This window comes from Candidatus Aquicultor sp., from assembly GCF_054640775.1.
This window is the reverse complement of sequence record NZ_JBTSLF010000029.1, coordinates 1-20633: the sequence shown is the minus strand read 5'-3', so window position 1 is coordinate 20633 and position 20633 is coordinate 1. Positions and strand designations below refer to the sequence as shown.

Annotated in this window: 22 protein-coding genes; 1 reads left to right on the top strand and 21 read right to left on the bottom strand. The window is 51.5% G+C overall.

The genetic code is table 11. The features are described 5' to 3' along the window. The 3 genes from ACYC56_RS04190 to dapB all read right to left on the bottom strand — a co-directional run. A partial coding sequence (locus ACYC56_RS04190) for an undecaprenyl-diphosphate phosphatase (RefSeq protein ID WP_461372928.1) occupies nucleotides 1-745 on the bottom strand: 745 nt, incomplete at its 3' end. A gap of 89 nt (nucleotides 746-834) precedes the next feature. After that, nucleotides 835-2511 (bottom strand): ribonuclease J, encoded by a 1677-nt coding sequence (locus ACYC56_RS04185; RefSeq protein ID WP_461372927.1) that lies wholly within the window; start codon nucleotides 2509-2511, stop codon nucleotides 835-837. Between the two features lie 62 nt (nucleotides 2512-2573). Beyond that, the gene (dapB, locus tag ACYC56_RS04180) at nucleotides 2574-3359 is read right to left on the bottom strand and encodes a 4-hydroxy-tetrahydrodipicolinate reductase (protein ID WP_461372926.1); all 786 of its coding nucleotides are present in this window, start codon (nucleotides 3357-3359) and stop codon (nucleotides 2574-2576) included. Nucleotides 3360-3808: 449 nt separating this feature from the next. Here dapB and ACYC56_RS04175 point away from each other — a divergent pair, with 449 nt between their 5' ends. Then, the gene (locus tag ACYC56_RS04175; protein WP_461372925.1) at nucleotides 3809-4471 is read left to right on the top strand and encodes a hypothetical protein; all 663 of its coding nucleotides are present in this window, start codon (nucleotides 3809-3811) and stop codon (nucleotides 4469-4471) included. Nucleotides 4472-4549: 78 nt separating this feature from the next. Here ACYC56_RS04175 and ACYC56_RS04170 read toward each other — a convergent pair whose 3' ends face one another. From ACYC56_RS04170 to ACYC56_RS04085, 18 genes are all read right to left on the bottom strand, one after another. After that, complete coding sequence (locus tag ACYC56_RS04170; protein ID WP_461372924.1) at nucleotides 4550-4918, bottom strand: SCP2 sterol-binding domain-containing protein; 369 nt, start codon at nucleotides 4916-4918, stop codon at nucleotides 4550-4552. Beyond that, on the bottom strand, nucleotides 4903-5874 hold the full coding sequence (locus ACYC56_RS04165) for a class I SAM-dependent methyltransferase (protein ID WP_461372923.1): 972 nt from the start codon (nucleotides 5872-5874) through the stop codon (nucleotides 4903-4905). Before ACYC56_RS04165 ends, ACYC56_RS04170 begins: the two co-directional genes overlap by 16 nt. Before the next feature lie 444 nt (nucleotides 5875-6318). Then, entirely contained in the window at nucleotides 6319-7584 is a 1266-nt protein-coding gene (locus ACYC56_RS04160) for a M16 family metallopeptidase (protein WP_461372922.1), read from the bottom strand. Next, complete coding sequence (locus ACYC56_RS04155) at nucleotides 7577-9736, bottom strand: polyribonucleotide nucleotidyltransferase (RefSeq protein ID WP_461372921.1); 2160 nt, start codon at nucleotides 9734-9736, stop codon at nucleotides 7577-7579. The genes ACYC56_RS04160 and ACYC56_RS04155 overlap by 8 nt, the downstream gene beginning before the upstream one ends. Nucleotides 9737-9813: 77 nt before the next feature. Then, nucleotides 9814-10083 (bottom strand): 30S ribosomal protein S15, encoded by a 270-nt coding sequence (rpsO, locus tag ACYC56_RS04150; protein WP_461372920.1) that lies wholly within the window; start codon nucleotides 10081-10083, stop codon nucleotides 9814-9816. Between the two features lie 131 nt (nucleotides 10084-10214). Continuing rightward, complete coding sequence (locus ACYC56_RS04145) at nucleotides 10215-11156, bottom strand: bifunctional riboflavin kinase/FAD synthetase (RefSeq protein WP_461372919.1); 942 nt, start codon at nucleotides 11154-11156, stop codon at nucleotides 10215-10217. 48 nt (nucleotides 11157-11204) lie between these two features. Continuing rightward, nucleotides 11205-12113 (bottom strand): tRNA pseudouridine(55) synthase TruB, encoded by a 909-nt coding sequence (gene truB, locus ACYC56_RS04140; protein ID WP_461372918.1) that lies wholly within the window; start codon nucleotides 12111-12113, stop codon nucleotides 11205-11207. Between the two features lie 7 nt (nucleotides 12114-12120). Then, on the bottom strand, nucleotides 12121-13113 hold the full coding sequence (locus tag ACYC56_RS04135; protein ID WP_461372917.1) for a DHH family phosphoesterase: 993 nt from the start codon (nucleotides 13111-13113) through the stop codon (nucleotides 12121-12123). Next, entirely contained in the window at nucleotides 13094-13480 is a 387-nt protein-coding gene (rbfA, locus tag ACYC56_RS04130; protein WP_461372916.1) for a 30S ribosome-binding factor RbfA, read from the bottom strand. The genes ACYC56_RS04135 and rbfA overlap by 20 nt, the downstream gene beginning before the upstream one ends. A 76-nt stretch (nucleotides 13481-13556) precedes the next feature. Next, entirely contained in the window at nucleotides 13557-13847 is a 291-nt protein-coding gene (locus tag ACYC56_RS04125) for a DUF503 domain-containing protein (protein ID WP_461372915.1), read from the bottom strand. A 2-nt stretch (nucleotides 13848-13849) separates the two neighbouring features. After that, nucleotides 13850-16114: a translation initiation factor IF-2 gene (infB, locus tag ACYC56_RS04120; RefSeq protein WP_461372914.1), complete on the bottom strand. Its 2265-nt coding sequence runs from the start codon at nucleotides 16112-16114 to the stop codon at nucleotides 13850-13852. Nucleotides 16115-16130: 16 nt separating this feature from the next. Next, nucleotides 16131-16418 carry an RNase P modulator RnpM gene (gene rnpM, locus ACYC56_RS04115; protein ID WP_461372913.1) on the bottom strand — a complete coding sequence of 96 codons (288 nt, stop codon included), beginning with the start codon at nucleotides 16416-16418 and terminating at the stop codon, nucleotides 16131-16133. 7 nt (nucleotides 16419-16425) lie between these two features. After that, nucleotides 16426-17634 (bottom strand): transcription termination factor NusA, encoded by a 1209-nt coding sequence (gene nusA / locus ACYC56_RS04110; protein ID WP_461372911.1) that lies wholly within the window; start codon nucleotides 17632-17634, stop codon nucleotides 16426-16428. A 34-nt stretch (nucleotides 17635-17668) separates the two neighbouring features. Then, the gene (locus ACYC56_RS04105) at nucleotides 17669-18139 is read right to left on the bottom strand and encodes a ribosome maturation factor RimP (RefSeq protein ID WP_461372910.1); all 471 of its coding nucleotides are present in this window, start codon (nucleotides 18137-18139) and stop codon (nucleotides 17669-17671) included. 206 nt (nucleotides 18140-18345) lie between these two features. Beyond that, on the bottom strand, nucleotides 18346-18903 hold the full coding sequence (hpt, locus tag ACYC56_RS04100) for a hypoxanthine phosphoribosyltransferase (protein ID WP_461372909.1): 558 nt from the start codon (nucleotides 18901-18903) through the stop codon (nucleotides 18346-18348). A gap of 55 nt (nucleotides 18904-18958) precedes the next feature. Then, nucleotides 18959-19336, bottom strand: coding sequence for a PDDEXK family nuclease (locus ACYC56_RS04095; protein ID WP_461372908.1), 378 nt, complete (start codon nucleotides 19334-19336; stop codon nucleotides 18959-18961). A 137-nt stretch (nucleotides 19337-19473) separates the two neighbouring features. Next, nucleotides 19474-19617, bottom strand: a complete 144-nt coding sequence (locus ACYC56_RS04090) for a hypothetical protein (protein ID WP_461372907.1) — start codon at nucleotides 19615-19617, stop codon at nucleotides 19474-19476. Next, nucleotides 19610-20633, bottom strand: a 1024-nt coding sequence (locus ACYC56_RS04085; RefSeq protein WP_461372906.1) for a purine-cytosine permease family protein, incomplete at its 5' end; no start/stop codon positions are given. The genes ACYC56_RS04085 and ACYC56_RS04090, both read right to left, overlap by 8 nt.

Below are 20633 nucleotides of genomic sequence, written 5' to 3'. Positions count from 1 at the left end.
TCTTAAGATAATCTAAAAAGTACTTAATTGCAAAGTAGCCGGTAACTGCAGCGGTCACAAATCCGGCGGCTAAAATGGCGATCTCACCGCCATTGACGCCAGCCGACGCGACCTCTGTGATCTTCTCGAGCGCGGCCGCGATAATGACCGGAATCGAGAGTAAGAACGAAAAGCGTGCGGCTTCCTCCCTGGTGAGGCCCCTGAAGAGGCCCGCCGCTATTGTGCTGCCCGATCTTGAGATACCCGGAAGTATAGCCAAACCCTGGACGAAACCGATGAAAACGACATCGATTGTCTTGAGACTGTTGGCGCTCTCGGCCCTTCTGCCTATTCTTTCGCTGGCGACCAACAAAACTCCTGTTATTAACAGAAATATCCCGACATAGGAAGGTGTTTTTAGGGTATCTTCGAGCAGTTTTTTAATGAGGACGTAGACGATGCCGGTTGGAATCGTCCCGATGATCAAAAACCAGGCCATGCGCCGGTAAGGGTCATCTCCTATTTTCCGCTCGGTCAAGCTTTTGACGAATGCGCCTGCCAGCTTGCTCACGTCTTTATAGAAGAAAGCCAGCACGGCCATAAGTGTGCCGAAGTGAACTATTACATCATACGTCACGTTGGCTTCCGGATTAACGTGCCAGCCCATGTAGAGCGGAAATAACACAAGATGCGCGGAGCTGCTTATAGGAAGGAACTCAGTCAGCCCCTGAATGACCCCTAGAATCGCTGCCTGGATTACATTCATTACTACCCCATTTCAATTTAGCGAATGGCGAATGGCGATTAGCGATTGGTAAATGCTTTGCTTTAATCGCTAATCGCTAATCGCTGCTCTTATACTTCGACGATGATCGGCATGATCATTGGGCGGCGTTTTATCTTATCGTATATGTAAGAGCTCAGTGACCTTCTGACGTCGGCTTTTAGAACGGCCCAATCGGTGATGGCATCGGCGGCCGTTCTTTCGAGGGTCGCGACGACTCTATCACGCGCCTCGTCCAGCAACTCCCCGGCCTCCTTCACGTAGACAAAACCACGCGTTACGAGATCCGGACCGGCTACGATAGCCCCGGTTTGCTTATTTATGGTCACGACTACTATTAGAATACCGTCGCTTGCAAGTTGCTGGCGGTCGCGCAGGACGACATCGCCGATATCTCCCACGCCGAGCCCGTCGACCAGGACTGCTCCCGCGGTCACGCGCTCTTTCATCTTCGCCGAGCCGTTACCATCTAACTCGATGACATCGCCGTTGCTTGCGATGAAGATGTGGTCTCTGGGTATCCCAAGCTCAAGCGCGAGCGCCGCATGGTGCTTAAGGTGCCGGTATTCGCCATGTATCGGTACAAAATATGTGGGTTTGACCAGATTTATTAAAAGCTTAAGCTCCTCTTGCGCCCCGTGGCCCGACACGTGAACTCCAGACGTGGATTCGTAATGAACATCGGCGCCGCATCTAAAGAGCCGATCGATTGTCTGGAATATAGATTTCTCGTTTCCGGGGACGGCGCTCGCCGAGATTATCACGGTGTCGCCTTCTTCGATCTCGACCCACTTGTGCTCGTGGTTAGCCATCCTGGCAAGCGCAGAGAGCGGCTCGCCCTGGCTTCCCGTCGAAAGCACACAAATCTGCTTCGGTGAGTGGCGTTTCATCTCCGCCGGATGGATGATGATCTTTTTTGGTATTTTGAGATAGCCGAGCTGCTCGGCTATCTCAACGTTATTAGCCATACTGCGACCCGTTACGGCGACCTTGCGCCCGTATTTATGCGCGGTATCTATCACCTGCTGGATGCGGTGGATGTGCGAGGCAAAGCTCGCAACCACGATCCTGCCCTGTGCGCTATCAAAAATTCTACGCAGGCCGTCGCCGACAACCCGCTCGGATGGCGTGAAACCCGTGGCCTCAGCATTCGTGCTGTCCGAGAGAAGCGCAAGAACACCCTTTTCCCGAAACGTGGAGAGTTTATCGAACTCGATGATATTGCCATCTATCGGTGTCTGATCGAGTTTAAAATCCCCAGAATGCAAGACAAGGCCGACCGGCGTGTGAATCGCGATACCCACGCCATCGGGGATCGAGTGGCTCATCCTGAAAAACTCCAGCCTAAAACAACCGATGTTAACCGGGTTGTTCGGGTGGATTTCAATGAGCTTTGAAGACCCGAGAAGGTGGTACTCTTCAAGCTTTACTTTTACAAGGCCCAGCGTGAGCCGGGTGCCGTAGACCTTGGTATCGATCTCCTTAAGAACATACGGCAGCGCCCCGATATGGTCCTCGTGGCCGTGGGTTAAAACAATAGCCCTTACTCTATCCTTGTTCTTCTTTAAATACGTAAAATCCGGCAATACTAAATCGATGCCGAGCATCTCGTCTTCCGGAAACATAAGGCCGGAGTCGATGACGATTATGTCATCACCGTACTCGATTACGAACATATTCTTGCCAACCTCGCCCAATCCACCTAGCGGGATTAAGCGAAGCTTGGCTTTGTTGTTATTTTTCGCCATGCGGCAGAAATCACTCCTAACTAATGATCATACACTGAAAAAACATGAAAGACTTGTTGATCTTATAAATCCATAATTTTGTCGAGACCGACTGTGACACCGGGATATTCCTGGACGGCCTTTATCGCCATCAGCACGCCGGGCATAAACGACGTGCGGTCTATCGAGTCGTGCCTGATGGTAAGGACCTGCCCTACCCCTCCGAAAATCACTTCCTGATGGGCCACAAATCCGGGTAGTCTCACGCTGTGGATATGCACATTCTCATATTCCGCGCCAAGCGCACCCTCGATGATCTCGTTTGATTTCACCCTGGGCGCCTTGATCTTCGACGAAATGAGTTTTGCGGTTTGCATCGCTGTTCCTGACGGTGCATCCCTTTTCTGATCGTGATGAAGCTCGATGATCTCGGCGCGGTTCATATAGCGGGCTGCCATCTCGGCGAACTTGAGCATCAAGACGGCGCCTATGGCAAAGTTGACCGCGAGAATCGCGTGGACGTTGTTCTCGGCGCAGAGATTCTTAATCTCAGCCCTGTCGTCCTCAGATAACCCGGTTGTTCCGACGACCAGGTGAAGGCCACTTTTCGCTGCGGCGCGAACGTTATTCATAACAGCACCGGCATGCGTAAAATCTACCAGTACATCGGCTTCATTATTGGCCAGGATGTTTTCCAGACTGTCGATAGTTATTCCAATTGGCGCTCTCCCCAGCAGATCTCCAATGTCTGTGCCTATATTATCGACATCAACAGCTCCATATAGTTCGGTATCGGGGTCGTCCAGGACGGCCTTGCATAGCTCCCGGCCCATCTTTCCTACTGCGCCCGTTACAATAACTTTTATCATCAACTACCTCCGACAATTTTCACAAAGTCTTTAACACTATTATACACGGTTTTTACAATGCATGGTTTTTACACTCTCTCGACAGTGTGTAAGCACCAGGAATCCGCAAGCAGGTTCTCCCTATTTTACCAGTCTGAATGCCATTAAGCCATAGAAGGCCGCGCTGAAAGTATCTAGAGATGCCCGTTGGGACATCCCTTAACGGGACATCGAAAGTCGCCGCAAAAATTGAGCACATCGACCCGTTGGCCAAACTCGCCGGTTATATGCATATTGGTGCTTCCCACACCACATAACGCATTGCTTCATAGCAATGCGCTCATTACCAGCCATTATGCGCCATGCCTGGCATCGAAAATGGATTAGTTCAATTGCGTTAAACATGTCACAGTTGCGAATATGTGGGTAAAAAAACAAATGAACCTGTAAATGTAAGGAGGCGAAAAATAATGGAAGAACGCAGACAAGAAGCCCGGGCTGTACCGGAGAGCGAGCGCATGATGGCAAATGTAACACCGATGACGCGCGGTGGTTATGTGCCGGCTTGGTATAGTCGTTTGAGCTGGGGAAGCATATTTGCCGGTGTGTTAGTCGCGATTGCCTCGGAGTTTGTGCTCAGCGCGATTGGCGTTGTCATCGGTTTTGGAACTCCAACGATTACAAGTGCTGCGGATCTGCGTAGCATCAGCGCAGGCGTTGGCATATGGGCAGCGATTAGCATATTGATTGCAACCTTCATCGGCGGCTACGTTGCATCGAGAGTTGCAGATGTACAGCTCGCAAGCGATGGCCTATGGCATGGCCTCGTCGTTTGGGCATTTGCCCTGGTTGGTGGTATTCTGTTTGGCGTGCTCGGCGTATCAGGCTTACTTGGCTTTGTCGGTAACGCTGTGGCCGCATTGCGGGGTGTCCTCCCGAGCGGTGCAACTATAACCCCGACCGATATTCGAGCAGCAGCAGATACTTTAGCGTCATCGGCAGGATACTTCCTGCTGGGTTCGCTTTTGAGCCTTGCGACGGCATTCCTCGGCGGTTGGCTTGGTTCTAACAGGTTAAGCAGGGCCGAGGCAATGAAGAGAGCTGAGGCGGAGCGTACGAGGATGGCGGCTTAACAAAAACCGAATGAGGATTATTCAGAAATCCTGACGAGATATACACGGAAGAGCACCGGACCCCGGTGCTCTTCTTTTTTATACGGCTGTTTCGTTTTGTTTGCTCAGTGATCTGAGGAGTACCTCGAGTTTTAGTATAGTCGGCAGATGTCCGCTGGCCTGTATGCGCTTTTTCTTGAAGGCATCAAGGGCTGCGCGCACGCTGCCGTTTGTTAGCAGGTCATAAAAATCGTCAACATGCGCGTAAAGCGTGCACTTAGGCTCCTTTGTCCTGCCCCTCTCTATCGCGGGCGTACCGGTTAGGTCAAGCGTCCAGTAGCCGCCGCCTTCGCCTGTTAGCTCGATGCCCAAAACCGCATTGACGCGGCGTCCGATATCCGGCTGCTCGGCTAAAATCTTCGGGACCATATGATCAAAGATATGGCCGGTGGTTAGTCGTTCTTGCATAGGCACCCCTTTCTGGAGTGGAGACTGATGGTTTCTCTGGTTAAGGGCAGGGCTGGACGTAGATCCCCGGGACTGATCTTGCGGCAGAGGATTTGGTTGCAAAGCGTGTGGCTGGTCTCAAACCCGACGATATAGCCGGCCATGAATACCATGAACTCGCGATATATTTCTTCTGGTACGATGGTTTCTATAAGCATAGCCTCGTTTTCCTGCAGCCTTTCAAGCCAGCGCTCGACTGTTAGCTGGTAGTGGCGGGTGATGTTTTCATGGTCGAGGATCTCAAAGCCGCTTTTCTCAAGCGCCTCCATGACTTCCCATAGGCTTTTCCAGTAGCCCACGCCGAAATGCTCTTTTACCATCTCGCCGACTTCGGAGGTGATGCCTTGCAGCTCTTCTTCCCTATCACTCCATGGCTTGGTCATCCCGTGGACCAGCATCAGCCCATCTTCTTTTAAAAAAGGTGCGCTTCCGCTGAATACCCGGTGAAGGTCGTCCATGTGCTCGATTGCACCTATCGTGACGATCTTGTCGAAGGACTCGCGTTGGAAGTCCATGTCGTACACGTGGATGACATCGGCCCGTACCTTATCCTTAAGTCCGCGGGCCTCAGCAACGCCGTTAACGAACGCCGCCTGTTCTTTTGAGAGCGTAATACCTACGGCCCGGCAGCCGAAATTTTCAGCCGCGTAAAACACGAAACTTCCCCAGCCGCAACCGATATCAAGAATCGTGTCTTCCTCCTTGATATCAAGCTTTCTGGCCGTCAACAGGAGTTTGTTTTCCTCAGCCTCTTCAAGGGTATTATCTTCATCTGTGAAGTATCCACACGAGTATGCCATCCGCGGCCCCAGGAACCCGGCGAAGAACTTTGGCGGTAAGTCGTAATGCGATGAGACTGCATTAGCCTGAAACTCTATGAGGTCGCGAAGGTCTGAGTTTAATGACTCTGCTTTCAACTTACTTACCCCCCCTTGCGCTTGTTAAAATTCCTCATTTATGTTTCCCAAATGCCGAATTTTAAAACCAACATTACTATTAAATAATGCGTTTTATAGGGTAGTACTTAGTAACTAGTTAAGCGTAAGCATGGTTGGTAGTCAAGGGGTGAATTTGGGTCGAGAATGAAAGAAAGGAGCCAGGGGAATTACGAATTGCGAATGTCGAATTACGAATAAAACCTTCTTCTTACAGTAGTTTAGCTACGCCTAGACGCTGACAAGTTACAATCACAGTACTGCACCCGAGATTCTTCAGTCACTATCGTTCCCTCAGAATGACACCTAGCAATAGTCTTCTCTCGACCCACGCACTGCTTATTGCCTACTAAAACCCACTTCCTAGACCTTCACTAATTCGTAATTCGTAATTCGTAATTCGACATTCGCAATTCCCCTGGCTCCTTAAGCCACTAGATGTGCCAGGCTTTCAAGTTCGAATGGGCCGATGATTGTCAGGACCGTTTTTTCGGGGTTGAAGAGCAGCTGCGCAAGCTGCGTCACGCCGTCTTTAGTTACCGCTTCGATGCGCTCGACCAGCTCATCCAGCGAGAGAATCTCCCCGCCGGTTATTTGGAGTTTGCCGAGGCGCGTCATCCTGCGGCCCGTGCTCTCGAGTCCGAGAACGAGTTGACCTTTTAAGTGCTCTTTCGAACGATATAATTCCTGAGCGGTAATACCGCCATTCAAGATATCCTGCAATTGCTCCTGGATAAGCTTTACAACCGATTCGGTCTTTTCTGGCGCGGTGCCGGCGTACGTCGCGACAAAGCCCGCATCTTGATAGAGCGAATGGTAAGAGTACGTCGAATAGGCCAAGCCCCGCTTCTCCCGGATTTCCTGGAAGAGACGTGAACTCATACCGCCGCCAAGGATGTTATCGAGAATCGAGAGCGTAAACCGGCGCTCGTCTTTTGCGTGGATAGCCTCCGCACCCAAAACGATATGCGCTTGCTCGGTCTGTTTGGTAAAGACATCGATCTTTTTCTCGACCCTCGGTGTAAATTCCTTACGCGCCGGCTTCTCGCCGGGTGCAAGATTGAAATGCTGCTGTGCAAGTTCGACCATCTTGTTATGATCGATGTTTCCGGCGGCGGCCACGATCAGGTTGCCCGGTACGTATTCCTGACGATAAAAACCGAGGATATCATCCCTGGAGACATTCTTAATCGTTTCCAGGTGCCCGAGTATGGGTTTGCCCAGCGGATGCTCTGTCCACAATGATGTCGCGAACAGGTCGTGGATACGCTCGTCCGGGCTATCCTCGTGAAGGTTGATCTCCTCAAGGATTACGTTTCGCTCCGCGTTGATATCCTCTTCGGCGATCTTCGGGTTCTGGATCATATCGGCCAGTATCTCGGCTCCCTCGGCAACATGTTCGTCAAGGAGACGTGAGTAATAGCACGTGTATTCCTTGGCGGTAAACGCATTAAGCTCTCCTCCAAGCGTATCGAACGCCTCGGAGATCTCCCTGGCCGTCCTGGTTGTTGTTCCTTTAAACAGCAGGTGTTCGATGAAATGAGACATTCCATTGATCGGCTCGGTTTCATCCCGCGAGCCGACGCCGACCCAGAAGCCGATAGCGACTGAGCGCACTTGTGTCATGCGCTCAGTTATAACTGTTATTCCCGATGGTAATGCTGTTCTCTGGAAAAACTGGTCGTTACTCATTCTGACTTCCTTTGATTTCAAGGTTTAAGGCCTGCAGGCTTATCTTACCCTGCTTGTCGGTATCGATAACCTCAACCTCTATCTTGTCGCCGACGTTAACGACGGATTCAACGGTTGGGACGCGACCTTTTGTCAGCCGCGAGATGTGAACCAGGCCTTCTTTGCCGGGTAGTATCTCTACAAAGGCTCCAAAGCCGGTTGTTTTAGTAACGGTGCCCATGAATCGCTCGCCGACTTTGGGCTCCTTGGTAAACATCTCGACCAGCTCACGCGCACGGTCGCCGGCCGGGCCATCGGTCGAGGCTATAAAGACCGTACCATCCTCTTCGATATCGATGGTAACGAAGTTAGCGCCGACCTCTTCGATGATGCCCCTGATATTCTTACCTTTAGGACCAATAAGATCGCCGATTTTATCCGATGGTATCTTAACCGTTATGATACGCGGGGCGTACTTGGAAAGCTCGCTTCTCGGCGCCGGTATGACCTCTGCGATCCTATCCAAGATATAAAGCCGTGCATCGCGTGCCTGTGCGAGGGCTTTGCCAAGGACATCGCTTCCGACACCCTCGACCTTCATATCCATCTGCAGGGCTGTTATACCTTTTGCCGTACCTGTGACTTTAAAGTCCATATCGCCGAGCGCATCCTCCATGCCGAGGATATCGGTCAGGATGGCGATCCGGTCGCCCTCTTTGATGAGTCCCATCGCAATGCCTGCGACAGGGGCTTTTATCGGAACGCCCGCATCCATGAGCGAAAGCGTGCTTCCGCAGACGCTGGCCATCGATGACGAACCATTGGATTCAAGAACTTCGGACACGATTCGTATCGTATAAGGGAACTCGTCTTCCTTTGGGATGACCGGGAAGAGGGCCCGCTCTGCAAGCGCGCCGTGCCCGATCTCGCGCCGCTTCGGGCCGCGCATAAACCCTATCTCACCTGTTGAGAATGGTGGGAAGTTATAGTGGTGCATGTATCGTTTGGACTCTTCGATACCAAGGCCATCGATCATCTGCTCTTCTCTTACGGTTCCGAGTGTGACGACCGACAGTGCCTGTGTCTGACCCCGTGTAAAGAGACCCGAGCCGTGCGGCCTGGGGAGAAGCCCGACTTTGATGAGGATAGGCCTGATTTCGGTCGTCGTACGACCATCCGCCCTAATCCCCTCATCGAGAATCATCCTACGCATCTCTTCTTTACGTATTTTTGCCAGGATCTTCGAGACGTATTGTTCTTTGCCCTCGATAAGCGACTCGAGTTCTTCTATCGTCTCATCCTCGATTATGTCCTCCTGGCGCTCACGCGCAAGCTTATCGGGGTTTTTAAGAGCTTCTTTAAGTTTTCCTGTTGCGAACTCGCGGATCCTTTCCTCGATCTGCTCGTAGGTCATGTCGGCAACCGGCATTTTGATCTCTTTCTCAGAGGCCGGGATCACCTTTGCATATGCTTCCTTGAAGCGCTCCTGGAAATCGCACAGCGCGATGATCGCTTTATGGGCTTCCGCGAGTGCCTGTACGGTATCCTCTTCGGTGACCTCCTTTGCGCCCGCCTCGACCATTAGAATGGCGTTGCGGTTGCCGGCGACCACCATATCGAGGTTGCTTTCCGCCAGCTCCTCGAAGGTCGGGTTGAGCACGAAGCGCCCGTCGACCCTGCCGATTCTGACACCGGCGACCGGCCCGTTAAAGGGCGCGTTAGCCAGCACGAGCGCCAAAGACGCCCCATTAAGCGCCAGGATATCCGGCTGGTTTACGAAATCGACCGAGAGTACGGTCGCTATAACCTGTATATCGTTGTAGAATCCCTTGGGAAACGACGGCCTTAGCGGCCTGTCGATCAGGCGCGCCGTAAGCGTAGCCTTCTCACTCGGCCTGGTTTCCCTTTTGATAAAACCACCGGGAATCTTCCCGGCCGCGTACATCTTTTCTTCCACATCGACAGTCAGCGGGAGAAAATCCCGTCCCTCACTCGGCTCCTCTGCTACGACCGCTGTCACAAGGACCATCGTCTCGCCCATCTGTACTGTGACGGCCCCATCGGCCTGTCTGGCGAAAAGTCCGGATTGAAACGTTATCGTCTTTCCGCCGATTTCAAACTCTTGTGAAACTACTTCTCTGACTTGCACACCGTTTTGTGCGTTAGGCTCCATATGGTTGAGAACCTCCTAATGTTTCTCCGTATAGAATTTAGGGCAACCCGTGGGGCTGCCCATTTGATTTCCCGTATTTAAGCCCTGAGGCCTAATCTGGAGATTAGCGTTCTGTATCTCTCTATGTCTTTATTCTTCAGGTAATTGAGCAATCTTCTACGCTGGCCGACCATCTGCAAAAGACCACGGCGGGAGTGGTGATCCTTCTTGTGTATTTTGAGGTGCTCAGTGAGGTCGCTGATTCTCGTGGTGAGGATTGCGACCTGAACCTCCGGCGAGCCGGTGTCGCCGTCGTGAGTCTTATACTCATCAATGATTACGGATTTGGCGTCTTTTTCCAAAGCCATGGTGTCACCTCCTTATTGTAAACCCCGCAAACCAAGTAGTCGTTGGTGAGTCGAGCAACTTAGTTAGCGGTTCTAAAAGTCTATTCGCATCTTATCACAAAGTCTTGCACCTCGTAAACTGCGTAAATGCGTTACTTTGATGCAGACGCAAGCGCTTCCTTCGCTTTTTGTATATCCTGTTGTATTTGTTGCTTCAATTCATCTATGTTGTTGAAGGTCTTTTCATCCCTCAATCTGTCGATAAGTTCAATATCAATTCTCTTACCGTAAATGTCTTTTTTAAAACCTAGGATATGGACATGTATCTCGGGTTTGAGTAAATCGCCAAATGTCGGCGACCATCCGACATCGATGACACAAGGCTCCCGATGATCCTCCACCCAGGCATACCCCACATATACGCCGGCGCTTGGAAGCAACTCCCCGTAGAGCGTCTCGATGTTTGCTGTCGGGACACCGATGACCGATCCTCCGCGCCCGAAGCCGTGGACCACCTTTCCCCTGAACCTGGGGTAGCGCCCGGTTAGTTCGCGTGCGCCAAGGATATCTCCCCTTTTCAGGCGCTCTCTGACCTCGGTGCTGCTGATAACGATGTCATCGGTTTTTATATGAGGAACGCCTATGGCCTTAAGACCTTTGGGCCCGCCGTATGAATCCAGGAACGCCACGTTGCCGCGCCGGCCTCTGCCGAATGAGAAATCCTCGCCGACTACCACATACTGGGCGTGCAGTTTATCGAGAAGGACGTTGTCGATAAAATCTTCGGCCGCCATGTTCGCGAAGGCCAAGTTGAACGGGATGATAAGAAGGTAATCTGCACCGAGTTCTCGGATATATTCTGCTTTAAGATCGGTCGCAGTCAGAAGGGGCGGCTGGTTCTCGGGGTGAACGACCGCCAATGGATGCGGCTCGAACGTAATCACAACGCTCACTCCTTGGATGATTTGCGCGAAGTCGACAGCCATCTTGATTATCGTCTGATGCCCGATGTGTATGCCGTCAAAAACCCCGATGGTGACCGCCGACGGCCCCTGTATGTTTTGAATGTTCTCTATTCCTCTTATGATTTCCACGTTACTTATTTAACCCCGCCATTCACCGATTATCTATACATGTATTCATTAATCCCCGGATCCTACTACTATCTCCGGCTTTACCTCGAACTTGATCTCGTCGGTTACCTTGCCCAGGGCAAGTAAAACACCGTTCTCACTTTTAATTCGCACGAATTCGCCTTCGACGACCGATTCAGGATGCACGTTCATGCCTTGCGCATCGATTTTCTGACCGTTTAATAGTAATCCTATCACGCTGTTTTGTACAATAACCTGAGGCAAATGCGCCAGCGCGCTGTCCATGCTTATGAGCCGGGTTTCGATGGTCTCACGGTTCGCCTCGTCGACGGTCACTGCTTGTGACAGGGTGTAGACGCCGACACGGGTACGGCGAAGGTTCTCGAGCGTAGCCCCGGCGCCAAGGCGTGTCCCTATATCATGGACGAGCGTTCGCACGTAAGTACCGCCGGAACAGAGCACGCGAAATACGGCATGAGCCCTTCCGTCACGTATGGAGAAATCAAGAAGCTCCAGTTCAAAAATAGTAATGTTTCGCTCGGGTCGCTCAATCTCTTTGCCCTGGCGCGCAAGCTTATACAGGGTCTTCCCACCGATTTTTATTGCGGATACCATTGGGGGGACTTGAGAGATAGTACCGGTAAAATCGGGCATGACCGCCCTGAGCGCGTCGATTGTGACCGGTGTATTTGATTCTTGCAGCACGGTGCCTGTTATGTCCTGCGTATCGGTAACGATACCGAACACGGCCCCCGCGATGTATTCCTTGGGCTCAAGCTCAAGGAATCTGCCGATGCGGGTGGCGCGGCCGAGAAGCAGCACCAAAACCCCGGTCGCCATGGGATCGAGTGTGCCGGTATGCCCGACCTTTTTCATGCCGGTTGCTTTGCGAATGATATCGACAATGTCGTGGGATGTCCGCCCGGAGGGCTTATCGATGACTAAAACGCCGTCCATAGTACCACTATCGTGTAGCCGATGCCGCTTTTTGGGCGAGCACTCGTGAAGATATCCACTTTACCGCTTCCGGGATGGCCATATCAAGGGTGGCCCCGGCGGCGTTTCGATGTCCTCCTCCGCCCGCCTCCCGCGTAATAGAGCCTACATCGATGATACCTTTGGACCTCAGGCTTACCTTAAGCTTGCCATCAGGCGTTTCTTTAAATATGGCTACGACACCTGCTTCTTTAGCTGTTCTTATGTAATCGATATAGTTCTCCGTATCGGACATTGTAATGCCCAGCTCTTTCAGGTCGCTATCCAATACGTATGAGTAAATAAACCCGCTTTCCTTGACGTATTCCGCTCTCTCGAGAATTCGGGCAAGCATTTTCAATGAAGCGAACGAGGTGTTCTCGTATATCTTTTCGAATATCGCGTTTGGATATACCCCGTGGTCAACCAGGTCGGCCGCCACCCGCAGGGTCTTTGCGGTCGTGTTTTGATATTGGAACCTTCCAGTATCCGTGACTATTCCCACATAGAGCAACGTTGCGATATCGGGGGTAATATCGGCTTCCATGACGTGCAGCAGGTCATAAACGATCTCGCATGCCGCGGCGGCGTTGAAATCCAGCAAGTTGATCGTGCCGAACCGGGAATTATCGATGTGGTGATCGATATTGATGACCGTTTTGAACGCCGGGAGCTTCTCCTCCATGAGCCCAAGCCGGTGTTCATTTGCGCAGTCGAGCGTTAGCAGGACATCGGCCTCGATGCACGAATCAAACGCCCGTATAGCATCGATCCCCGGAAGCCAGGCATAATGGGCCGGGATCTTAATCTCTTCGCCCCATGTGGCGCATACAGCCTTTCCCAGACGCTTTAGATAAAGGGTCATGGCCAGGAGGCTTCCGAGGGCATCCCCATCGGGCGAGACGTGTATCGTAATTGCGACCGAGTTGGCCTCTTTTAGTTTAACTGCGATTTCTTTGAAATTATTGTTCTCGTTCTTCATTTTGTTTTTCGACTCGCTTCTCTTCTCGTTTATGTAATTTTCTTATGATCTTGTCTATTTTCATCCCCGCTTCGATAGAGGGGTCGAATTCAAACTTCAGCTCTGGAAAATATTTTAACCGTATGCGCTTAGAAAGCTCCTTACGCAGGAACCCGCTAGAGCTTTGCAGGCCCTTTAACGTGCTTTCTTTTTGCTTCTTATTGCCCAGGACGCTTATAAAAACATGCGCGAACCTGAGGTCCGGTGTAACATCAACCCCTGTTATTGTAACAAAACCGATCCTCGGGTCCTTTATTTCTTTTTGCATTATTCCGCTGATTTCTTCTTTTATAAGCTCGCCCACTCTGTGCGTTCTCGCTGTTCCCACAGCACACCTCCCGGTCAATCTATACGATTAAAACAGGGCCAGTCCAAAAATATGGTCTGACCCTGCGTTGCTTTAGTTATTCCGGCGAGAACATCGACAGCTGTCTCTCGCTCACGATAGCTTTATCCAGGTTCTCAATATACCTGTCGATATGGTCGAGCACTTTTTTGGTTTGCTCGCCCTTCTCCGATACATGGGCGACCCCGATGGTCACCCGCTGCCAGAGCTCATGGTTGCCGACTTCTGAGATAGAAACGTTATACTTGCTCGCGACTTTACCAATGATGCTCTTGACGATCTGTCTCTTGTCTTTAAGAGAATTTGCCGCAGGCAGGTACAACTCTATCCTGAGCAACCCCACTACCATGTTTATTCACCTAATTGGCGTTCTCTCTCGACCAGCTTGTAGGTCTCGATGATATCGCCCTCTTTGACGTCCTGGAAGTTTGTAAGGCCAATACCGCATTCGAACCCTTCGCGGACGGCTTTAACATCGTCTTTGAACATTCTCAGCGATACGATTCCGCCATCATATATTACCTGACCTTCTCTGACCAATCGTGCATGGTCGTTCCGGTCGATTTCCCCGTTTGTGACGTAGCAGCCCGCTATCACGCCGAGCTTCGGAACTTTAAACAGAGCCCTGACTTCGGCCCGGCCAGTTTCGACTTCGTCGATAGCCGGCGACAGAAGACCCGACAACGCGCTGGTAATATCCTCAACTGCTTTGTAGATGATCCTGTAGGTCCGTATATCGACGGATTCCTTCGTCGCCATCGCCGTTGCGTTGACATCAGGCCTAACGTTAAAGCCGATGACAATCGCATTGGATGCCGCGGCCAGCATTATATCTGTTTCAGATATACCGCCGACACCGGTATGAATAACCTGAATCTGTACTTCACTTGTGTTGAGTTTGTACAGCGCGTCCTTTAACGCCTCGACCGAGCCTTGCGTATCCGCCTTGATGACCAGGTTAAGATCCTTAACCTCGCCCTCCTGAATCCTGCTGAACAGGTCTTCAAGGGTAATTCTGCGGCGCTGCTCTTGCGCGATCAAGCGGCGTTTGAGCGCCCGCTCTTCTGCAATACGGCGTGCCGTTTTTTCGTCTTCGACGACCTTGAGTTCTTCGCCCCCTTGCGGAAGCGACGAGAGGCCGATTACTTCAACCGGTTGCGCCGGCGTGGCCTCCCGAACAGGATGGCCTTTGTCATCATTCATCGCCCGCACTTTACCATACGCCGTGCCTGCGATTACCGCATCACCAACGCGAAGCGTACCGCGATTTATAAGGACAGTAGCGACCGGACCCCGGCCACGATCGAGCTTTGCCTCAATAGTAATACCGCGTGCCGTTGCCTTAGGATTCGCTTTTAGCTCCTGGACATCGGCGACCAGCAGAATCATCTCAAGTAAGTCTCCGAGGTTGATTTGCTGCTTGGCGGATACATCCACAAAGATGGTCTCTCCGCCCCACTCCTCGGGAATCAGCTCGTATTTTGTAAGCTCCTGGCGCACCCTCGTGGGGTCCGCATCGGCTTTGTCTATCTTGTTGACCGCGACTACAATCGGAACGCCTGCGGCTTTTGCGTGGTTTATCGCTTCAACGGTCTGCGGCATAACGCCGTCATCGGCCGCAACGACAAGTACGACGATATCCGTGACGTTCGCGCCCCGGGCTCGCATCGCCGTAAAGGCCTCGTGGCCCGGCGTGTCGATAAACGTGATCTTGCGCCCGCCGAGAACAACCTGGTAGGCACCGATATGCTGTGTTATACCGCCGGCCTCACCTGAGGTCACATCGGTTTTCCTGAGCGCATCGAGCAGCGATGTCTTACCGTGGTCGACGTGACCCATAACCGTAACGACCGGTGGTCGTGGTACCAGGCTATCGGTATCTTCAACGACCTCTTCTTCAACATGCACTTCTTCGGGATTGTAGAACTTAACAGTAAGCTTCATTTCATCCGCAAGAACTTCTATCGCCTCCGAACTCAATGACTGGCTGATCGTAACCAGCTCGCCTAGTTTGAGAAGCATTTTTATCAGCTCGTTCGGTTCTTTACCGACTATGCCCGCAAGTTCTTTTACCGTTGCGGCAAGAGGCACCTCGATTACACGCTTGGGTTCCTCAACCGCTACCTGGGGTCTTCCACCCTGCGGCTGAGATGCGGCCGGCTTTGGTCTTGCACTAGCCTGTACGTTCGCCCCACCTTGCGCGTTTATACCGGTCTTGGCTGGTTGTGCCGGCTGAGACGGGCGCTCGGCTTGCGGCGCTTTTGGTGTTTCTGCAGCCTTTACCTGAGGAGCCGCCTTGGTTTGTTCCGCAACCGGAGCTTTTTCCTGAGCGGGTTTTGCCTGTGCTTTCGCCCCGGGCTTACTCGTCACAGGGGCAGCGGTTTTCGTACTGTCCTTGGCCGGTTTCGTAGTCGCCGTTTTCTTGGCTACTGTTTCCTTATCCTGTACTGCTGCGCGTGGTGACGAACTGGCTTTCGCGGCATCATCAAGTTTTCGTACCACCTCCGGATCAACAGAGGCGGCATGACTTTTGACCTCGATGCCTATCGTTTTTAGTTTGTCCATAAGCTCTGCACTGGAAATGCCCATTTGCTTTGCCAGCTCATAAACTCTCATCCTATCACCACCTAATCTATTCGCCGGAGTCTTTTATTAAAGCTTCCAGCTCTTCTTCTAAATTTTTAAGTTCCTCTGGACGTATCTCTACTTCCAGGGCTTTACTCAGTCGTTTACTTTTTATCGCCGCCTCAAGGCATTCTTTCCTTGGGCAGATATATGCCCCGCGTCCGTTTGCCTTTCCCGAAGGATCGACGATAATAGTCTTCTCGGGAGTCCTAACGATCCTGATCAACGCCTTTTTGGGCTTGATCTCACGGCATCCCGTGCAGGTTCTTTGCGGAAGTTTCTTAGCTTGCGCCAAGGATCATCTACTCCTCGCCTTCAAGTTTCTTGTGAACCCCACAATACTTGCTTCCCGGCCGTGCTTTATTTGAGCAGCGTTCGCCGGATGATTTTACCGCCAAGCAGGTACAATCCTCTGCACCGTTATCTTCCATATGGCCGCCGACTTCTAACGTTCCTTGCTCGAGGTCAGATGCCTCGGTTATCGGCATATCTTCAACGGGAACCCCCAAGATATGGGTTGTTTCCGCATCATCTTTCGCCTGGCTCTCGCTCTTTATATCGATCCTCCACCCGGTGAGCTTTGCGGCAAGTCGCGCATTTTGCCCTTCCTTACCGATCGCAAGGGATAGCTGGTTATCAGGCACAACTACGGCAGCCGTGTGGTCTGCCTCGTTGATTTTCACTTCTTTGACCTTTGCCGGGCTGAGCGCGTTTGCCACGAACTTAGCCGGCTCTTCGCTCCACTCGACGACATCGATCTTTTCCCCACGAAGCTCGCTCACGACCATACGCACGCGCGAACCCTTTGGGCCTACGCACGCGCCGACCGGGTCGATGCTTGCGTCCCTCGACGCTACAGCGATCTTTGACCGGTAGCCCGGCTCACGGGCAACGGATTTTATCTCGACATAGCCCTCGTAAATCTCCGGCACTTCCAGCTCAAACAAGCGCCTCAGCAGGCTTGGATGGGTCCTCGATACGATGATCTGAGGCTCTTTTGTCGTGCGCCTGACCTCGACGATATATGTCTTCAAACGCGTACCGTGGTCGTACCTCTCGGTCGGAACCTGCTCCGTTGGGGGCAGCAACGCCTCGACTCTTCCGAGGTTGACCAGCGTATAGCGCTGATCGCTCTGCTCTACGATGCCCGTGACGATATCGCCCTCGCGGTCGATATATTCCTGGTACATCTTCTCACGCTCCGCTTCCCGGATACGCTGCAGGATAACCTGCTTTGCCGTTTGGGCAGCTATTCTACCGAAATTCTCCGGCGTGATCTCTTCTTCAACAAGTTCGGGCTCTTCGCCTTCCTTCTCAATCCACTCCTGAGAAAACACGCTGATCTTTCCAGTTTTCGGATCGATATCCACTCTAATATCGGTTGTGCCGGCGCCGTAGTTTCGCTTGTACGCTGCCGCTAGAGCAGAACTGAGCGCCTCAAGCACCGTGTTTGGATCTATTTGCTTTTCGCGTTCAAGTTGCTTTAGAGCTTCAATCAACTCTCCGTTCACGTTATATGGCCCCTTTCATAAGCTAAAACATTAGCTAAAATTCAAGCTCGACTTGAAGGCGTGCTTTCGCCACGTTATCGTAGTCTATCTCGAAGTTCTCGCCGTCGACTTCGATTACGAAGCCTTTATCACCCGCTTCAAGCAACCGTCCCTTAAACTGCTTACGTTTTCCAATCGGCTTCTCGGTTTTTACCGAAATATTCGAACCGACAAACTTCTTGAAATGCTCGGGCTTCTTTAACGGTCGCTCGACGCCGGGGGACGATACTTCCAGCGTATACTTCTGTGTAATAATCCCGGATTCCTCCAGGATGGCCCCGATCGGCTGGCTTATCTTGGCAAGCCTGTCCAGGCTTATGCCGTCTTCTTTCGAATCCACAAGAATACGAAGAACAAGCCCGATTGCTTCGCGTATGAGTTCCACATCAACCAACTCGAGGTTCTCACGCTCAATAACGGGCTCGATAAGCTGCTCAATCCTCTCGACCTTAGGATCACGCTTCATTAAAGCAGCACCCTCATAATTAAAAGAGTGGGTCTGTACCCACTCACTAAAATAATCTCTGTACTAAGTTCGGACTAATCATACCATAAGGCATAATGATGCGCAATTAGTTCGGCAACCACCAATCAGCCACCAAAAATGACCTGTCAGCAGCCAAAATCTAAAACTTTAGATCCACTATGTGGCCTCGATAAATCGAGCCCGGATCATAGACTCACCCACTCTTCCTCGTAGACCGATTTTTTCAGAATACCGACGTACGGTAAGTTACGATATTTCTGCCTATAATCAAGCCCGTATCCCACCACAAAAACATCGGGGACGTCGAACCCCTTGTATCTTATCGGCAGGTCCACGATTCTACGGGCCGACTTGTCGAGAAGCACGCATACATCGATGCTGGCCGGTTCGCGCGCTTTAAGGCTTCGCAACAAATAACTTAATGTAAGGCCGGTATCTATAATGTCCTCGACGATCAACACATGCCTACCGACGATGTTCTCTTCAAGGTCTTTTATAACCCGCACCACGCCCGACGTATCCGTCGACGGCCCGTAGCTCGAAATCGCCATAAAATCGATGGTGACAGGGATCGAGACCGTACGGACCAGATCCGCCACAAAAATAACCCCGCCCCTTAGGACGCTTACCATCACAAGATCCTTGCCGGAGTACTCCTCGGAGATAATCCTGCCTAACTCGTGGGTCTTATATCTGATCTCTGCCTCGGTGATCAGTACCTTTTCAATATCATCGTTTAACACTACGCACCTACGAATCACTCAACAGTCAACATCAGCAATAGTAATAGCAACTTCGTTACGAACGAGGTAATCCATACTTCAACAAAAGGTTCTTAAAGTCCTTTTGATAAAAGATCTTTATCTGTATGTCGGGGTAAAGCTCCCTTAGCTTTCTTACCTTCCGGTTCTTCTTGGTAACAAGCTTTTGGCTCATCGTCGTAAGCTCGATATACAAATCCAAATCGGTTAGATAAAAATCCGGCGAGAAGCTTTGTGTGACGTTGCCTTCCTTATCCCATTCTATCGGGAAGGTATTCGGCTCGTACTCCCACCGGACGCCGTAGAAATCGAGTATCCTCGCGCACTGTTCCTCACTTGGATGCGCAAACTCGATTCCTTTATATATGATTTTCGCGCTTTCGCTGCTTCCTTGGTTCTTGGTTTCTTCCGTCATGGTTTCGCTTGTATTCCTATAATGTTCCCAAAATGAGACATTTTATCTGCATTATACCAACCATGGATACCCGCGACCATATCTAAACCATGTCTTGAGAGTTATATCTGCTATACCTGTTATATCTATTGTATCTGTTATATCTGTTGATAGTGAGCGACAGCCGGCTGTGAGACTTCGCTTTGAGATGTCCTGCGTCGCATGGCGTAATACAGAAGCGCGCTCACGCCCATGGCGATGACATAACTTAAATCCGCACCAAAAAGGTATTTCTTAGCCACGAAACCCGTATAAAGAACCGAACTCATAAAAGGCACAGAGAGGAGAAGGCCGGTAAAAAACGCGGTAATTCCTGCCCATTGCCAGCGAGAGGTCGCCACCGGCTTTAACTTGCGAGCGAGATAATGGTCTACCAAAATAATCCCGAGCCACGGTTCGCCGCTTTAGCGGTATGCCCATGGCCAGCGCTGATAACCCACCGCTATAAATCGCGATCGCATTCACGGGAAAAGTGCTGACGATAACAGTGATCAAAGCGGGAACCGCGAAAACCCCCATCACCTTTTCCATTAAGGCCATCGGGTCTCCCTGCCCCATGGTCGCCATAACCGCCCCCAGTATCTCAAGCCAAATCCCAACGGTTAATGACGCGGCGAATGTCGCGAGCCATACTTTCTTTGAGGACAATTGGGGCGATAGGTAGCGTGAATAATCGGCGCCAATCGGGCAAAAGCTGATCTGGTACGAAAAAGCTACCGCCGCGGCCAACGCCAACATTCCCCAATAAGCGAACCCGTCCAGTTGGGGGCTATGGGCCAGCCAGTTAACATCGACGGTTTTAATCTCCGCAAAGGTCATAAAGACGAAAAGTACCCCCAGCAAGCCGGTCATTATCTTGGCGAATGCATGGATAAAGTTATAGCCGTAGACGGCGACAACGATTGTCAGTAACGTGAGGCCGAAAAGCGCCGGCAAATATGGAATACCCGTTAGCCGCTGCAATGCGAAAACCGCCAGCAGGATATCCACGGCGAACCATCCCATATTCGCAAACCAATTAATAAGGGCCATCATCCAGTTACCCCTTGAGCCGAATGCGTTGCGCCCCGAAACGATTTGCGGAACCCCCGTTTTCGGTCCCATTGCAGAGGTCAGCGCAAGAAAAACCGCACCCAGCAAATTGCCGATAACAATGGCGATAACCGCATCTTTAAGCGACAGTCCAAACTCGATTCCTAAAAAGCCCGTAAACCATGTGATAATGTTGATATTGATAGCAAACCACACGTTAAAAATA

Coding starts and splice junctions, on each gene's coding strand:
- infB (WP_461372914.1), bottom strand. CDS start 16,114: ATGAGAGTTTATGAGCTGGCAAAGCAAATGGGCATTTCCAGTGCAGAG.
- dapB (WP_461372926.1), bottom strand. CDS start 3,359: ATGATAAAAGTTATTGTAACGGGCGCAGTAGGAAAGATGGGCCGGGAG.
- ACYC56_RS04155 (WP_461372921.1), bottom strand. CDS start 9,736: ATGGAGCCTAACGCACAAAACGGTGTGCAAGTCAGAGAAGTAGTTTCA.
- ACYC56_RS04170 (WP_461372924.1), bottom strand. CDS start 4,918: ATGCAAGAACGACTAACCACCGGCCATATCTTTGATCATATGGTCCCG.
- ACYC56_RS04160 (WP_461372922.1), bottom strand. CDS start 7,584: ATGAGTAACGACCAGTTTTTCCAGAGAACAGCATTACCATCGGGAATA.
- truB (WP_461372918.1), bottom strand. CDS start 12,113: ATGGACGGCGTTTTAGTCATCGATAAGCCCTCCGGGCGGACATCCCAC.
- ACYC56_RS04105 (WP_461372910.1), bottom strand. CDS start 18,139: ATGAAGCGTGATCCTAAGGTCGAGAGGATTGAGCAGCTTATCGAGCCC.
- ACYC56_RS04135 (WP_461372917.1), bottom strand. CDS start 13,113: ATGAAGAACGAGAACAATAATTTCAAAGAAATCGCAGTTAAACTAAAA.
- ACYC56_RS04125 (WP_461372915.1), bottom strand. CDS start 13,847: ATGGTAGTGGGGTTGCTCAGGATAGAGTTGTACCTGCCTGCGGCAAAT.
- ACYC56_RS04175 (WP_461372925.1), top strand. CDS start 3,809: ATGGAAGAACGCAGACAAGAAGCCCGGGCTGTACCGGAGAGCGAGCGC.
- ACYC56_RS04095 (WP_461372908.1), bottom strand. CDS start 19,336: ATGACGGAAGAAACCAAGAACCAAGGAAGCAGCGAAAGCGCGAAAATC.
- ACYC56_RS04185 (WP_461372927.1), bottom strand. CDS start 2,511: ATGGCGAAAAATAACAACAAAGCCAAGCTTCGCTTAATCCCGCTAGGT.
- rpsO (WP_461372920.1), bottom strand. CDS start 10,083: ATGGCTTTGGAAAAAGACGCCAAATCCGTAATCATTGATGAGTATAAG.